This is a genomic window from Acinetobacter sp. YH12043 (assembly GCF_013419915.1).
GTDB lineage: Bacteria > Pseudomonadota > Gammaproteobacteria > Pseudomonadales > Moraxellaceae > Acinetobacter.
Genome location: NZ_VOZD01000008.1, coordinates 41,564 through 55,553 on the forward strand (window position 1 = coordinate 41,564; position 13,990 = coordinate 55,553).

Sequence of the window (13,990 nt, forward strand, 5' to 3'; positions counted from 1 at the left end):
TTTTATAAGGAGTGAAAATTGAACACTTTCAAGCTTAAGGATTCTGTCCTAAAAAAGAAAGACCCATTCGGGCCTTTCTTTTCGTTGAGGATCAGCTTTGCTGCTCGTTAGATTCATTTTTTTCAGCTAACAGCTTTTTGCCAATCGGAATCTGACGAGGCAATTTTTCTTCTGGCACATTGCGCTGCAATTCGATTTTCAATAAACCATTTTCAAATTCAGCTTGTTGTACCTCTACATGTTCATCCAGTCTTAAAGACAATTTGAATGAACGGTGGGCGATGCCTTTATGCAGGAATTCCACAGTCGTATCTGAATTTTCTTCCACCGCTTTACCGCTAATGGTCAGAACCTGATTTTCCAGATTGATCTCTAGCTGGTCTTCATTGAATCCGGCAGCAGAAACCACAATGCGGTAATTGTTGTCGCCGGTTTTTTCAATGTTGTAATGTGGATAGTTCGGTGCCTCACTTTGCATTGCATAATCAAAAAGGTCATTAAAGCGGTCAAAACCGATACTACGACGGAATAGTGGGCTAAGACTGAAATTGCTCATTGATCTTACCTCCTGATCTCAGAAAAGTTTTTTAAACAACATGCAATTCTTCAATATGAACTCAGTGATTAGAAACAATCTCCTGAATAGATCATTGCTCTATTTCTAATATAGGATTGAGGCGAAGCTTTTCAAGCCTCAAGATTTAAAAATATTTGAACCCATCTTGAGCTAAAAATAATGCTTTGAATTTAGCGATTTTACTGCTGAATCTATAACAAAATATGCGGAAGTAAGGCTTTAAATCATGCTATAACTAGATCAAATTTCAATAATGTCATGTAAAAACGAAAAGGTAACAGGTAATAACATGATTGATCTCTATTATTGGGGAACGCCCAATGGCCATAAAATTACCATCGCATTAGAAGAAATGGGCTTGGAGTATAAAATTTTCCCGATCAATATTCTGGAAAATGACCAGTTTCAACCTGATTTTTTACGTATCTCTCCAAATAACAAAATTCCTGCGATTGTGGATCAGGATGGCCCGCGTGGTGAACCGATTTCAGTCTTTGAATCTGGCGCGATTCTGCAATATTTGGGTCGTAAAACCGGCCTGTTTTATCCGGATGATGAGCAGCAACGTGTTGAAGTTGAGCAATGGCTGATGTGGCAAATGGGTGGCTTGGGTCCGATGCTGGGGCAGAATCATCACTTTAGCCGTTTTGCTCCTGAGCGTATCCCATATGCTACTGATCGCTATGTCAATGAAACCAAGCGTCTATACGGGGTTCTGAACAAACAGCTGATTGGTCAGAAATATGTAGCTGGTGAGTATTCGATTGCGGATATGGCTATTTTGCCATGGGTGCTACGTCATGAATGGCAGCAGATTGATCTGGCTGATTATCCGGAAGTACAGGAATATGTGACACGCCTGACTGCGCGTCCAGCGGTGCAAAGAGCGTTAGCAATACAGGTCAGATAAGTCTGGCCTTTGTGCTAAACTAGATAAAAGTAGATTAAACCACCTTTGGGTGGTTTTTTATTGGGTGAGTATATGAAAGATTTTTTCCTGAACTTTACTAAAATCGTGGAAACGAATCCTCGAATTTACTGGAGTATTATTTTCGGTATCGCAGCTTGTCTGCTGCTGTTCGTTGCTGAAATTGTGCATGTGGATCAGGTGATCAGTGCCTTGAATACCAAAGATCGTCAGATTTTAAATACAGCTCTTGAGCCGATCACCCAGAAATATCAATGGTCACGTATTTTGGTCATGGTTATGGCTATAGTCTGGGCGAATTGGGAATATCTTAAAGCCAAGAAAAAACTGGGTTTAAGCCGCTAGTCTCGGGATGTCCCTGTTTCTGCTCTTTCTTGCCGCTTTTGGTGCAGCCACTTTATTACCGCTGCAGTCGGAAGCGGTTTTGCTGGGTTTATTATGGCAAGGGAGCTATTCGGCGGCCTTGCTCATCATGATTGCAAGTGCTGGAAATATCTTGGGTTCCTGTGTGAACTGGTATCTGGGGTTCAAGATTGAGCAATATAAGCATAAAAAATGGTTTCCAGTCTCTGAGCAGCAGATGCTGAAAGCCCAAAGTACCTATCAGAAATACGGCTATTGGTCATTATTGCTGAGCTGGGTGCCGATTATTGGCGATCCAATTACGTTAATTGCCGGTTTGCTTAAGGAAAATTTTACCCGTTTTATCTTGATAGTCAGTATTGCCAAAATTGCACGTTATCTGTTTGTCTATTGGGCTTATGCGATGTTTTAAAAAAGAGGCATAAAGCCTCTTTTTATTTGTATTCATTATTAGTGCGCAGGATTTTCCTGATTAAAGATCCTACGTGCATCAGAACTAAAAATTACTTTTCAGTCCCTTTGATAATATCAATTCCAAACAGATCCTTGGTTCTCGCCCAGCTGATGGCAACCACCAGTAGGGTCATGCTGCCACCAAACACTGTAGCCATAATCGTACCCATATATCTCGCAGCCAGACCAGACTCAAAAGCACCCAGTTCATTACTAGACGAGACAAACATGCCGTTTACTGCAGCAACCCGGCCACGCATATTATCGGGTGGATAAATCTGTAAAATCGTCTGACGAATCACCACTGAAATACTGTCACAAGCCCCGGTCATGGCAAGAGCAAACAGAGATAGCCACATCGAGTTGGAGAAAGCAAATAGTAAAGTAAAGACACCGAAACCTGCGACTGCAAGCAGCATATTACGCCAGGCATGTTGCGTAGGCGGAAAGCGGGTCAGGACAATCATGGTTATCAGCGCACCAATGGAAGGAGCAGCCCGTAAATAACCCAAACCCTCTGGACCAACTTTTAGAATATCTTCGGCAAAAATCGGTAAGAGGGCAATCACCCCACCAAACAGCACCGAAACTAGATCTAGGGAAATTGACCACAGTACAATTTTACTGTTCCAGATGAAGCGGAAACCATCGCCCAGACTATGCAGGACATTTTCAGTTTCAATTTTAGGAAAATCGCGCTTTTGCAATAAGTTAATCAGAACAAAACAGATGCTGACCAGTACTGCGACAGTTAGAAGACTGGTTTCCCGACCTAAAAACGCCAGCATAAAACCACCGAGCATCGGCCCGATAATTACACCACTTTGCCAGCCAATTGTGGTCCAAGTTGCACCATTGGCATAGAGTGCACGTGGAATCAGAAAGGGTTTTAGTGAAGTTGCTGAAGGATTATAAAAGCCACGAATGGTACCCAGACAGAAAATGACGGCATAAATTCCCCAAGATAATTGACTGGTGCTGAGGTTTCCCAAACCGTGATAATGAAACAGTGACCAGAGAATGACAGGCATCGGAATGGCAAAAAATAAACAGATTTTCATAATAGTCTGCTTATTAAAACGATCCGCAACATATCCACCCCATAAAGAAAGGGAAATAAATGGAATCGCCTCTGCCAGACCAATCAGTCCTAAGGTCAGCGGGTCTTTGGTAATCTGATATAGTGAATAGGCAACAATAATTTCCTGAATCAGAATGGCTAAAGTCAGGCAAAACTGATTTAAGGTAACAATAGAAAAGTCTCGATAACGGAGTGCGGCAAATGCATCGGGCTGAATGTGCATAAAGAGCTGTAACTGAAAAAATTGACAAATTATAAAGTGATATCGCAAGCAGTATATAAATTCATCATTCAATTCTTATCGTAAAAAATGCTAAGTTTGCAGATTCATCAAGAAAAAAAGACTAGTGCTTTTGTTTTAAGCAAAGATGCATTAGAATATCGGCTCCCTTACCTGCAGGGCGTTCTTGCAATGGTGCAGACGTGCCGAACAGGTGTTCAAAAGAGGTTGTTATGCCTAAGATGAAAACTCGCCGTGGTGCAGCTAAACGCTTCAAAGCGACTGCTAACGGTTTTAAGCGTAAACAAGCGTTCAAACGCCACATTTTGACCAAAAAATCTGCTAAGCGTATTCGTCAATTGCGCGGCTGTGTAATGGTTCACGTAAGTGACGTTGCTTCAGTTCGTCGTATGTGCCCGTACATCTAAGGAGATTATAAATGGCTCGTGTAAAACGTGGTGTACAGGCTCATCGCCGTCACAAAAAAATTCTTGCTCGCGCTAAAGGTTACTATGGTGCTCGTTCACGCGTTTACCGCGTAGCGTTCCAAGCGGTAATCAAAGCTGGTCAATACGCTTACCGTGACCGTCGTCAGAAGAAACGTCAATTCCGTGCTCTATGGATTGCGCGTATCAACGCTGGTGCACGTCAAAACGGTTTATCGTACAGCCGTATGATCGCTGGCTTGAAAAAAGCTCAGGTTATCATCGACCGTCGCGTACTTGCTGACATCGCTATGCATGACGCAGTTGCGTTTGCAGCTCTAGCTTCTAAAGCTAAAGATGCGTTGGCTGCATAAGTCTTTATGACTTAGAAAAAAGACCGCTTTTAGCGGTCTTTTTTTATCTCTGTCTTTTTTATTTTTTGACGTTCAAATCAGTCTTTAAAGCCCAAAATAATATCCAATCAAACAGATAATCACCGTAATAATAATCAGGGTAATCACATTGCCTGAATTGGATTTAGCTGCGTCATGGGGCTTATGTGCTTTAGAAACTTTGACCGCGCGATCCTCAGTATTCATGCCTGCAAAAGGATCAGGCGTCACTTTAGGAGTGAGTTGTGCGGTTTTATAATGATTGGCCACTTTCACAATGAACTTGGCACTGATTTCATCGATTTTTTGTGCAAAGTGGCGCAGATTTAATTGCTGCTCTGGATTCAGTACCTGACCATCATCGTTATAAGGGTGTTGAATCTTCGTCTGAATAAAATCACTTAATGCATCCAGACGGTACAAGGTCTGATGAGCATAATCAGATGAATAATCCGTTGGTATTAAAGCAAGATGACTCGGATTTTCTGCATGAGACTGAATCGTTGGGGTAGTACCGTAATAAGGCAAACCAGTATAAGCAGGCTCAGTGAATCCTTGAGCTAAATGATGTTCAAATAATTCCTGTTCGGTATAGGTATGAATATCATCCCAGTTTGGTTGTACCAGATCAGCATCAATTCTTTTGGCCAGTTTATTATTCAGTTCATAACGCCAGAATACTTCATGACGTAAAGGCGACTGTTGGGCTTCCGGTGCTTCATAATCATTATCAGCGGTATACCATTCAGCCAGTTCCTTACCGATCATCCAGGCGGTTTTACCTTGAGCATGATGACTGATAATCACATGAGCCAAAGGAACCAGTTCGACATTGGCATTAGGGTTATTTTCATCTTCCAGTAAATGTGAAGAATGCAGACTAATACGACGAACCCCTTGTTTTTTCAGTCCTTCTAGCCAGATTTGAAAGTGCTGTGCCAGTAAATGCTGGGAAATCAGATCACGGAAAGTTAAATGGTGCTGATTAAAAATGGAGTGATTCAGCCAGCGGCTGAAACTGAGATCCTGAGTTAAAAACTCATTGCCATAAGTGACGAGGGTCAGTTGCTGTTTCCAAATTTGATCGAGTGCCATAGTGATTTGATCTAATTGATATCCTGCTTATTTTATACTTTTTATTTTTCGCTATGCCAATCTAATTTTCATTAAAAGCGCACTTCATCAACTCGCCTAAAAACTGTTAGAATATGGGGTTTTTAAAAATATTTCTAACCTGTTGCTTTGAGAGTTACTATGTCACTGGAAGCCCTGACCACTGAAGCGCTCGCTGCGATTGCAGCAGCTCAAGACCTTGCTGCACTTGATCAAGTACGAGTGCAATTTACGGGGAAAAAAAGCCAGCTCGCGGAACAATCTAAGTCGCTGGGGAAAATGGATCCTGAACAACGTAAAGCGTTCGGGGCACAAATTCACGCAGTTCGTGAAGCCATCACAAGTGCTTTGACACAACGTCAGGCTGAACTGCAAAAAGCTGCACTAGAGCAGAAGCTTGCTAGTGAAACAATTGATATTACCTTGCCCGGTCGTGGCCAACAGGTGGGCAGCATCCACCCAGTGACCCAAGTACAAGAACGTATCTGTCAATTCTTTACCAAAGCAGGTTTTACAGTAGCGACTGGTCCAGAAGTTGAAGATGACTATCACAACTTCGAAGCATTGAATATTCCGGGCCATCACCCTGCACGTGCCATGCATGACACTTTCTACTTTGATGTAAACCATCTATTGCGTACGCATACTTCAGGTGTGCAGATTCGTACCATGGAAACCCAGCAGCCACCAATTCGTATCGTGTGCCCAGGCCGTGTATACCGTTGTGACTCTGACCAGACGCATTCCCCAATGTTCCATCAGATCGAAGGCCTATACGTTGCTGAAAATACCAGCTTCGCTGAGTTGAAAGGATTATTGGTAAACCTGCTAAACGAATTCTTCGAAAAAGATTTGAAAGTGCGTTTCCGTCCGTCTTATTTCCCGTTCACTGAGCCAAGTGCTGAAGTGGATATTATGGATGAGCGTGGCAAATGGTTAGAAGTTTTGGGTTGCGGTATGGTGCATCCAAATGTACTTCGCGCTGCGGGTATTGATCCAGACAAATACAAAGGCTTTGCATTTGGTTTAGGTGTAGAACGTTTTGCAATGTTGCGTTATGGCATTAATGACCTGCGTATGTTCTATCAAAACGATGTGCGTTTCTTACGCCAGTTTGCTTAAAACTTTTATTTAATCCTCTCCTAACCTCTCCTTTAAAAAAGGAGAGGGACTCCGCGAAAAGATAGGAGTTCTCTCCCTTTGAAGAAGGGGGAATCAGAGGGGGATTCTAGAGATTGAAATTACAGGTTTTTTATAAATGAAAATTAGCGAAAATTGGCTGCGCACATGGGTCAACCCAGCCATCGACAGTGACACACTCTCTGACCAGTTGACTATGCTGGGTCTGGAAGTTGACGAACTTGCACCTGCAGCGAAACCATTTACAGGTGTGGTTGTCGGTGAAGTTCTGACAGTCGAGCAACATCCTGATGCTGACCGTTTACGTGTTACTACTGTAAACATTGGTTCAGGTGAGCCTTTGCAAATCGTGTGTGGTGCACCTAACGTACGTGCCGGTATGAAAGCGCCTGTTGCGACCATCGGTGCAGTTCTGCCAGGCGATTTTAAAATCAAGAAAGGCAAACTGCGTGGTGTTGAATCACAAGGTATGTTATGCGGCGCTTCAGAAATCGATCTTGAAGACAAAATTGATGGTCTATTAGAGCTTCCTGCAGATGCACCAGTCGGTGTAAATGTTCGTGAATATTTAGACCTTGATGACAACGTGATTGATATCAGCATCACCCCGAACCGTGGTGACTGTTTCAGCATTCGCGGGATCGCACGTGAAATTGGTGTAATTAACCAATTGCCTGTCACTGCACCTGAAATTAAAGAAGTTGCAGCAACTCTTGCAGATAAGAAGAAAGTCGTTGTTGAAACTGAAGGTTGTGCACGTTACCTCGGTCGTGTGATCAAAAACGTCAATACCAAAGCACCAACCCCTGAGTGGATGGAACGAGCTTTAGTACGTGCCGGTATCCGTCAGCACAGTATTCTGGTCGATATTACCAACTATGTATTAATGGAACTGGGTCAACCTCTACATGCATTTGATGGCGGTAAGGTTCAGGGTTCAGTGCATGTGCGTCAAGCCAAAGCAGGTGAAAAACTGGTTCTATTAAATGAACAGGAAGTTGAACTGCAAGACGACGTGATGGTAATCGCAGATGATGAAAAAGCATTAGCGATTGCAGGGATTATGGGGGGCCTGTCTTCATCAGTAACTGATGAAACTACTGAAATCTTCCTGGAATCAGCATTTTTCGCGCCATTGCATATTGCTGGCCGTGCCCGTCGTTTCGGTCTACATACTGATGCGTCACAACGTTATGAACGTGGTGTCGATTTCGAATTGCCTATGATTGCAATGCATCGTGCTTCTCAGTTGATTGCTGAGCTTGCAGGCGGTGAGTTTGGTCCAATTATTGTAGCTGAAAAAACAGAGCTGTTACCAAAGCGTGAAGCGATTGAGTTAGAACAAGCGCAGGTCGATCAACTATTAGGTTATACAGTTGAATCAGATTTCATTACAGATGCTTTAACGCGTTTAGGCTGTAGCGTCACTGTAAAAGCTGAAGGTCAGTGGTCAGTGGTTCCTCCGTCACACCGTTATGACATGGCAATTTACCAAGACCTGATTGAAGAAGTTGCCCGTATTCACGGTTATGACAATATTCAAATCAGCTTACCGGTCATTGATGTGAAGTTGGCGAAATATGAAGATCAATTCGAACTGACTCAGCTTCGTCAAACAGCCGTGACCTTGGGTTATCAGGAAGCGATCAGCTTCAGTTTTGCTGACCTGAAACTGGAAAAACAGCTGAATCCAGCGGTGAATCCATTGGCTTTGGCGAACCCAATTTCAAGCGATTTGGCAGTGATGCGTTCAACTTTACTGTCTAGCCTGATTCCATGCGTACAGTACAACGTCAACCGCCAGCAGAACCGTGTACGTTTCTTCGAACTTGGTCTGCGTTTTGATTACCAGAATGCGGCTTCAATTCATGATCTGAAACAGATTCCAACTTTTGCATTGATTGCTACCGGTTCACGTACGCCTGAAACCTGGCATGGTAAAGCACAGCCAATGGATTTCTTTGACTTCAAAGGTGACATTGAGGAAATTCTGGCAGCTGCGCGTCTAAATGTGGAATATGTACGTTCTGAACGTAGCTGGTTACATCCTGGTCAATCTGCTGAAATTCTAGTTAATGGTCAGTCAATTGGCTACTTAGGTCGTTTACATCCGTCGCTGGAAGATGAGCTCGATTTGGCGACGACTTGGGTCGCTGAATTAGATCAATCGGCTGTTTTGCAAACTTATGTATCTAATTTTACAGAATTATCACGTTTTCCATCGGTTCGACGTGATATTGCGCTTTTAATTAGTGATAAGATTAATGTTAGCGAAATTCAGGGACTTATCGAAAAAACAGGTGGAGAGCTTCTAGGCTCGACATGGTTATTCGATGTGTACACTGGACAAGGAGTAGAAGAAGGGAAACGCTCACTGGCATTTGCACTTCTCTGGCAGCATCCAAGCCGTACACTGGAAGATGCTGAAATTAAATCAGGTATGGATAATATCCTTCAGGTGTTGGAAAACACTTACCAAGCGACATTGAGGGCTTCATGACAGCATTAACAAAAGCAGAAATGGCTGATCATTTAAGTGAGCTCACGAGTTTAAACCGTCGTGAAGCTAAACAAATGGTCGAGTTGTTTTTCGATGAGATTAGCCAAGCGCTAATCTCGGGCGAACAAGTAAAATTATCGGGTTTCGGTAACTTTGAATTACGTGATAAGCGCCAACGTCCAGGCCGTAATCCGAAGACGGGTGAAGAGATTCCGATTTCTGCACGCCGTGTTGTTACGTTCCGCGCGGGGCAGAAGTTCCGTCAACGTGTGGGGAATGAGCAGATCAATTGATCTGCTTTTTTTCATTTAAAAATTTTATTTTTTTAATCTTTTATATTTCTAAACAAAAAAAAGAGAGCCAAAGGCTCTCTTTTTTTGTACTGAATAATCGTAAAGATTATTGAGCAGCAGCTTCAGAAGCAGCAGTAGCTTGAGCAGCAGCGTCAGTAGCAACAGCAGCAGCAGCGTCAGCTTCAGCAACAGCAGCAGCGTCAGAAGCAGCAACTTCAGAAGTAGCTTCTACAGCAGCAGCGTCAGCAGCAGCTTCAGCTTCAGAAGCAGCTTCTACAGCTTCAGATGCAGCTTGGTTAGCGTCAGCAGCAGCGTCGTCAGCTTTTTTAGCACAACCAACGAAAGCTAAAGTAGTAGCAACTGCAGCAGCAATAGCGATTTTTTTGAATAACATGGCATCACTCTCTAAAAAATTGAGATTAAAAAAAACCAAAGTCAGGCTGTAATATGCTTTTATTATTCCTAATAGTGTTAGGGACTAACAACGCAGGAGCAGTCTAACTGGTCTGCAAATATGCTATCACTGCGCATTTTTAATTGCTACTAGGGGAGCATCAAAAACAGCGAAAAAACGATAAAAATTAAGGGTTTTTTAACAGAAAATAACAATTAATTGAAAGATATAGATTGGAGAAAGGCTTATTAAGCTTATAAAAATTATACAGTTATTTATTTGTTTATTTTAATAATCAAAAACTTAAAAATAAGTTTACAGATATCTCATTACATTGTTTCATTGTGTAACATGCGTCAACCATAAAAAAAGGCCACCTTGAATGGTGACCTTTCCGATAATTTTAGTTCGATGCTTTGCGTTTCATCTGATCGAAGAAATCATCATTGGTCTTGGTTTCTTTCATGCGGTCAAGCAAGAATTCCATCGCGACCAGTTCATCTTGGGTATGCAGAAGTTTACGTAGAATCCAGACTTTACGAAGTTTGTCTTCGGACATTAAACGTTCTTCACGACGCGTACCGGATTTCTTAATATTCATCGCAGGGAAGACGCGTTTTTCCGCAATACGGCGATCTAGCGTGATTTCCTGGTTACCTGTACCTTTGAATTCTTCGTAAATGACTTCATCCATTTTACTGCCGGTTTCAATCAGTGCAGTAGAAATGATAGTAAGAGAACCGCCTTCTTCGATATTACGTGCCGCACCGAAGAAACGTTTTGGACGTTCAAGTGCATGTGCATCTACACCACCAGTTAATACCTTACCTGATGAAGGAATCACAGTGTTATATGCACGTGCCAGACGGGTAATCGAATCCAGCAGAATCACCACATCTTTCTTGTGTTCAACTAAACGTTTGGCTTTTTCAATCACCATCTCAGCCACTTGAACGTGACGGGCAGGTGATTCATCAAAGGTAGAAGCGACCACTTCACCGCGAACGGTACGTTCCATTTCGGTGACTTCTTCAGGACGTTCATCAATCAGAAGGACAATCAGGAAACATTCAGGGTTATTACGAACAATCGATTGCGCGATGTTCTGTAATAGCATGGTTTTACCAGCTTTCGGTGGTGCAACGATAATTGAACGTTGACCTTTACCAATTGGTGCCACCAGATCGACGACACGTGCAGTTAAATCTTCAGTCGTACCATTACCAAGTTCCATCACTAATTGTTCAGTAGGGAACAATGGAGTTAAGTTTTCGAACAAGATCTTGTTACGTGAATTTTCCGGGGTATCGTAGTTAATCTGATTGACTTTCAGCAAAGCAAAATAACGCTCACCTTCTTTAGGCGGACGAATGGTTCCCGTAATGGTGTCACCGGTACGCAGGTTAAAGCGGCGAATTTGTGATGGGCTGACATAGATATCGTCAGGACCTGCCAAATAAGAGCCTGCTGCAGAGCGTAAGAAGCCAAAACCATCTGACAAAATTTCTAGAACGCCATCACCAAAAATCTCTTCACCATTCATCGCATGGCGTTTTAAGATGGCAAAAATAATGTCTTGCTTACGGTTACGAGCCATACCTTCAAGGCCCATAAACTCGGCAATCTTGATGAGTTCGCCAATCGGTTTTTTCTTGAGTTCGGTTAAATTCATAGGTGGTCAGATAGAATCAAAGTTCTAAGGTATAGGTTAGAAAGGGAGTAACATTCGGCCGCATATAAGCATTCAAACGAAAGCAATTGAATTTGCACAAGAACAATTCAGAGGTCTGTTTGATTGTTTCAAAGAGAAATGTGAAAACAATTTCTATTGCCGAGCGGCATGTTATGTAATGTGTCTTGTAAGAAACTGACAGGATTTAGCATCCTTTATCTCTTGAAGTTGAAATATAAGAGAGAAACAGGTTTTTGTCAATTTATAGACGAAAAAAATACGCAACCTTTGGTCGCGTATTTTTAGTTGAGCATTTTATGCTTAGATGTTTTGATCAATAAATGCAGTCAATTTAGATTTTGGTGCTGCACCGACTTGAGTCGCTACCACTTCACCATTTTTGAACATCAATAAAGCTGGAATGTTACGGATATTGAAATTCACCGCAGTTTGTTCGCAAGATGTTACGTCAACTTTAACAATTTTCACTTTGCCTTGATATTCATCAGCCAATACTTCAAGTACAGGGGCAATAGCTTTACATGGCGCACACCAGCCAGCCCAGAAATCAACCAGCACAGGAACGTCTGATTGAAGAACGTCTGCTTCGAAGTTTGCGTCAGTAGTGTTTACGATGTTGCCAGACATGGAGTGCTCCAGAATTAATTTTATAAAGATAACTATAATTATTAGTATTACATAGCCATCTTTAACAATGTAGGGGAATCTGTAAATTTTCAAGCTTTAATGTTGTTTTGTCTAATGGATGATCACGATAGTCACCATCGCCTCATACAATTGTCCTATAAATGAAAAAAATAATTACGCGAAATTGTCCTGACAAATGGCTTTTAAATTGCATGGTTGTGAATTACTCTAAGCACAATTCTTAAAAGGTTTATTTCTAGAATGTCTGATTTTTTGATTGATGAAGAATTACTCGCAGCCATCGATATGGGATCAAACAGTTTTCATTTGGCGATTGCCCGGGTGGATCATGGCGAAGTGAAAAAAGTCGCATCAATGTCAGAAAAGGTTCAACTTGCTGCGGGACTGGATGAAAATAAAAATTTGACTGAAGCCGCACAGCAGCGCGGTTTGGCTTGTCTGGCCCGTTTTGTCGGACGCTTGGGATCGGTACAACCGAACCGTTTACGGATTGTGGCAACGAATGCTTTGCGTCAGGCCAAAAATGGTCATGAATTTATTCAGAAAGCAGCTGAAATTTTACCAAAACCGATTGAAATTATTGCTGGTCGCGAAGAAGCGCGTCTAATTTATCTCGGTGTGTCACATACCATGGCCAATACTGGCCGTCGTCTGGTGGTAGATATCGGTGGGGGTTCGACTGAACTGATTATTGGGGAAGAATTCGAACCCATTCATACTGAATCTGTGCAGATGGGATGTGTGACTTTTACCAAGAAATTCTTTGCTGATGGTGAAATCACCCATAAAGCATTTGATAAGGCAGTGACTGCGGCACGTAAAGAAATTTCAGGCATTGCCAATACTTATAAATCTGCCGGTTGGGATGCAGTCGTTGGTTCGAGTGGTACGATCAAAGCCTGTCGTCAGATCTGTGTCAATATGGGCTGGAGCAATGATAAAGAACAGCTCACCCGTGAAGGTCTGGAAAAACTTAAAGATAAATTATTCAAATATAAGCATGTTTCGGACATGGAGTTTGAAGGTCTGAAAGATGACCGTCGTGCAGTTTTACCTGCAGGAATTGCCATTTTATATGCAGTATTTGATGTACTGAATATCCCACATCTGGTCTATTCAGATGGCGCATTGCGTGAAGGCGTGATGTATGACCTCTTGGGTCGTTTCAAGCATGAAGATATCCGTGATCGTTCTGTTCATGCCTTAATTGGTCGTTATAATGCCGATGCCAAACAGGCCGAACGTGTAGTGCAGACTGCGCAAAAACTGTTTGATGATGTGGCTGGTGATCTCGGCCTGTATAGTGAAGACAGTGATTTACTCCGTCGCGCCGCTTATTTGCATGAAATTGGTTTAGCGATCAGTCATAGTGGTTATCACCGCCACGGTGCCTATTTATTGCAACATTCTGACATTGCCGGTTTTTCGCAGGTAGATCAGAATTATTTGTCACATTTGGTCGCACACCATCGCCGTAAATTGCGCGCTGATGCTAAGCATGATGTGATGAAAGTCGGTGGAACTAAACTTTTACAGCTGTGTTTGCTGTTGCGTCTGGCGGTTTTGGTCAATCACAGTCGTAGTGATGAGATGCTTCCTGCCATTGAACTCAAGGTCAAGAATGCGCAACAATGGCAGCTCAGCATTTCTGGTGATGCCAAACAATGGCCATTATTGATTGCTGAACTGCATGATGAACAGGTGCAGTTTAAAAATTGGGAGATCGAGCTCTCGGTTCAATCTGAACAATTTGTTAATTAATACCTTTAT

15 protein-coding genes are annotated in these 13,990 nt (G+C 42.4%); 9 read left to right on the plus strand and 6 right to left on the minus strand.

Annotated elements, in window-relative coordinates; translation table 11 throughout:
* Positions 1 to 91: 91 nt before the first annotated feature.
* Positions 92 to 556 (minus strand): Hsp20 family protein, encoded by a 465-nt coding sequence (locus tag FTU01_RS05615; RefSeq protein WP_004783582.1) that lies wholly within the window; start codon positions 554 to 556, stop codon positions 92 to 94.
* Positions 557 to 866: 310 nt separating this feature from the next.
* Here FTU01_RS05615 and FTU01_RS05620 point away from each other — a divergent pair, with 310 nt between their 5' ends.
* The 3 genes from FTU01_RS05620 to FTU01_RS05630 all read left to right on the plus strand — a co-directional run bounded on the left by FTU01_RS05620 (position 867) and on the right by FTU01_RS05630 (position 2,280).
* Positions 867 to 1,487 carry a glutathione S-transferase N-terminal domain-containing protein gene (locus FTU01_RS05620; protein WP_004783581.1) on the plus strand — a complete coding sequence of 207 codons (621 nt, stop codon included), beginning with the start codon at positions 867 to 869 and terminating at the stop codon, positions 1,485 to 1,487.
* Positions 1,488 to 1,559: 72 nt separating this feature from the next.
* Positions 1,560 to 1,850 carry a hypothetical protein gene (locus tag FTU01_RS05625; RefSeq protein ID WP_159123055.1) on the plus strand — a complete coding sequence of 97 codons (291 nt, stop codon included), beginning with the start codon at positions 1,560 to 1,562 and terminating at the stop codon, positions 1,848 to 1,850.
* A gap of 7 nt (positions 1,851 to 1,857) precedes the next feature.
* Positions 1,858 to 2,280: a YqaA family protein gene (locus FTU01_RS05630; RefSeq protein ID WP_180138491.1), complete on the plus strand. Its 423-nt coding sequence runs from the start codon at positions 1,858 to 1,860 to the stop codon at positions 2,278 to 2,280.
* A gap of 91 nt (positions 2,281 to 2,371) precedes the next feature.
* On the opposite strand, the gene FTU01_RS05635 is transcribed toward FTU01_RS05630, so the two are convergent.
* The gene (locus FTU01_RS05635) at positions 2,372 to 3,625 is read right to left on the minus strand and encodes an MFS transporter (protein ID WP_180138492.1); all 1,254 of its coding nucleotides are present in this window, start codon (positions 3,623 to 3,625) and stop codon (positions 2,372 to 2,374) included.
* A gap of 230 nt (positions 3,626 to 3,855) precedes the next feature.
* On the opposite strand from FTU01_RS05635, the gene rpmI reads away from it, so the two are divergent.
* Together rpmI and rplT are read left to right on the plus strand one after the other, a co-directional pair.
* A complete protein-coding gene (gene rpmI / locus FTU01_RS05640) occupies positions 3,856 to 4,050 on the plus strand; it encodes a 50S ribosomal protein L35 (protein WP_004278281.1) in 195 nt (64 codons plus the stop codon).
* Positions 4,051 to 4,061: 11 nt separating this feature from the next.
* Positions 4,062 to 4,421, plus strand: coding sequence for a 50S ribosomal protein L20 (rplT, locus tag FTU01_RS05645; protein ID WP_004647525.1), 360 nt, complete (start codon positions 4,062 to 4,064; stop codon positions 4,419 to 4,421).
* An 84-nt stretch (positions 4,422 to 4,505) separates the two neighbouring features.
* Here rplT and FTU01_RS05650 read toward each other — a convergent pair whose 3' ends face one another.
* Positions 4,506 to 5,534 carry a hypothetical protein gene (locus FTU01_RS05650; RefSeq protein ID WP_179992972.1) on the minus strand — a complete coding sequence of 343 codons (1,029 nt, stop codon included), beginning with the start codon at positions 5,532 to 5,534 and terminating at the stop codon, positions 4,506 to 4,508.
* Between the two features lie 159 nt (positions 5,535 to 5,693).
* Between FTU01_RS05650 and pheS the strand changes: the two genes are divergently transcribed.
* From pheS to FTU01_RS05665, 3 genes are all read left to right on the plus strand, one after another.
* A complete protein-coding gene (pheS, locus tag FTU01_RS05655; protein WP_034703065.1) occupies positions 5,694 to 6,674 on the plus strand; it encodes a phenylalanine--tRNA ligase subunit alpha in 981 nt (326 codons plus the stop codon).
* Between the two features lie 136 nt (positions 6,675 to 6,810).
* Positions 6,811 to 9,192: a phenylalanine--tRNA ligase subunit beta gene (gene pheT / locus FTU01_RS05660; RefSeq protein ID WP_180138493.1), complete on the plus strand. Its 2,382-nt coding sequence runs from the start codon at positions 6,811 to 6,813 to the stop codon at positions 9,190 to 9,192.
* Positions 9,189 to 9,485 (plus strand): integration host factor subunit alpha, encoded by a 297-nt coding sequence (locus FTU01_RS05665; RefSeq protein WP_004783565.1) that lies wholly within the window; start codon positions 9,189 to 9,191, stop codon positions 9,483 to 9,485. Before pheT ends, FTU01_RS05665 begins: the two co-directional genes overlap by 4 nt.
* 106 nt (positions 9,486 to 9,591) lie before the next feature.
* On the opposite strand, the gene FTU01_RS05670 is transcribed toward FTU01_RS05665, so the two are convergent.
* From FTU01_RS05670 to trxA, 3 genes are all read right to left on the minus strand, one after another.
* A complete protein-coding gene (locus FTU01_RS05670; RefSeq protein WP_179992970.1) occupies positions 9,592 to 9,879 on the minus strand; it encodes a hypothetical protein in 288 nt (95 codons plus the stop codon).
* Positions 9,880 to 10,282: 403 nt separating this feature from the next.
* On the minus strand, positions 10,283 to 11,551 hold the full coding sequence (gene rho, locus FTU01_RS05675; RefSeq protein ID WP_004783562.1) for a transcription termination factor Rho: 1,269 nt from the start codon (positions 11,549 to 11,551) through the stop codon (positions 10,283 to 10,285).
* 321 nt (positions 11,552 to 11,872) lie between these two features.
* Complete coding sequence (gene trxA, locus FTU01_RS05680; RefSeq protein WP_005233946.1) at positions 11,873 to 12,199, minus strand: thioredoxin; 327 nt, start codon at positions 12,197 to 12,199, stop codon at positions 11,873 to 11,875.
* Between the two features lie 261 nt (positions 12,200 to 12,460).
* Here trxA and ppx point away from each other — a divergent pair, with 261 nt between their 5' ends.
* Positions 12,461 to 13,981: an exopolyphosphatase gene (gene ppx, locus FTU01_RS05685; RefSeq protein ID WP_179992969.1), complete on the plus strand. Its 1,521-nt coding sequence runs from the start codon at positions 12,461 to 12,463 to the stop codon at positions 13,979 to 13,981.
* The last annotated feature ends 9 nt before the right edge of the window (positions 13,982 to 13,990 follow it).

Excerpts from the sequence above, each read along its gene's own strand:
- FTU01_RS05615 (WP_004783582.1), bottom strand. The coding sequence starts at position 556 with ATGAGCAATTTCAGTCTTAGCCCACTATTCCGTCGTAGTATCGGTTTT.
- FTU01_RS05620 (WP_004783581.1), top strand. The coding sequence starts at position 867 with ATGATTGATCTCTATTATTGGGGAACGCCCAATGGCCATAAAATTACC.
- FTU01_RS05625 (WP_159123055.1), top strand. The coding sequence starts at position 1,560 with ATGAAAGATTTTTTCCTGAACTTTACTAAAATCGTGGAAACGAATCCT.
- FTU01_RS05630 (WP_180138491.1), top strand. The coding sequence starts at position 1,858 with ATGTCCCTGTTTCTGCTCTTTCTTGCCGCTTTTGGTGCAGCCACTTTA.
- FTU01_RS05635 (WP_180138492.1), bottom strand. The coding sequence starts at position 3,625 with ATGCACATTCAGCCCGATGCATTTGCCGCACTCCGTTATCGAGACTTT.
- rpmI (WP_004278281.1), top strand. The coding sequence starts at position 3,856 with ATGCCTAAGATGAAAACTCGCCGTGGTGCAGCTAAACGCTTCAAAGCG.
- rplT (WP_004647525.1), top strand. The coding sequence starts at position 4,062 with ATGGCTCGTGTAAAACGTGGTGTACAGGCTCATCGCCGTCACAAAAAA.
- FTU01_RS05650 (WP_179992972.1), bottom strand. The coding sequence starts at position 5,534 with ATGGCACTCGATCAAATTTGGAAACAGCAACTGACCCTCGTCACTTAT.
- pheS (WP_034703065.1), top strand. The coding sequence starts at position 5,694 with ATGTCACTGGAAGCCCTGACCACTGAAGCGCTCGCTGCGATTGCAGCA.
- pheT (WP_180138493.1), top strand. The coding sequence starts at position 6,811 with ATGAAAATTAGCGAAAATTGGCTGCGCACATGGGTCAACCCAGCCATC.
- FTU01_RS05665 (WP_004783565.1), top strand. The coding sequence starts at position 9,189 with ATGACAGCATTAACAAAAGCAGAAATGGCTGATCATTTAAGTGAGCTC.
- FTU01_RS05670 (WP_179992970.1), bottom strand. The coding sequence starts at position 9,879 with ATGTTATTCAAAAAAATCGCTATTGCTGCTGCAGTTGCTACTACTTTA.
- rho (WP_004783562.1), bottom strand. The coding sequence starts at position 11,551 with ATGAATTTAACCGAACTCAAGAAAAAACCGATTGGCGAACTCATCAAG.
- trxA (WP_005233946.1), bottom strand. The coding sequence starts at position 12,199 with ATGTCTGGCAACATCGTAAACACTACTGACGCAAACTTCGAAGCAGAC.
- ppx (WP_179992969.1), top strand. The coding sequence starts at position 12,461 with ATGTCTGATTTTTTGATTGATGAAGAATTACTCGCAGCCATCGATATG.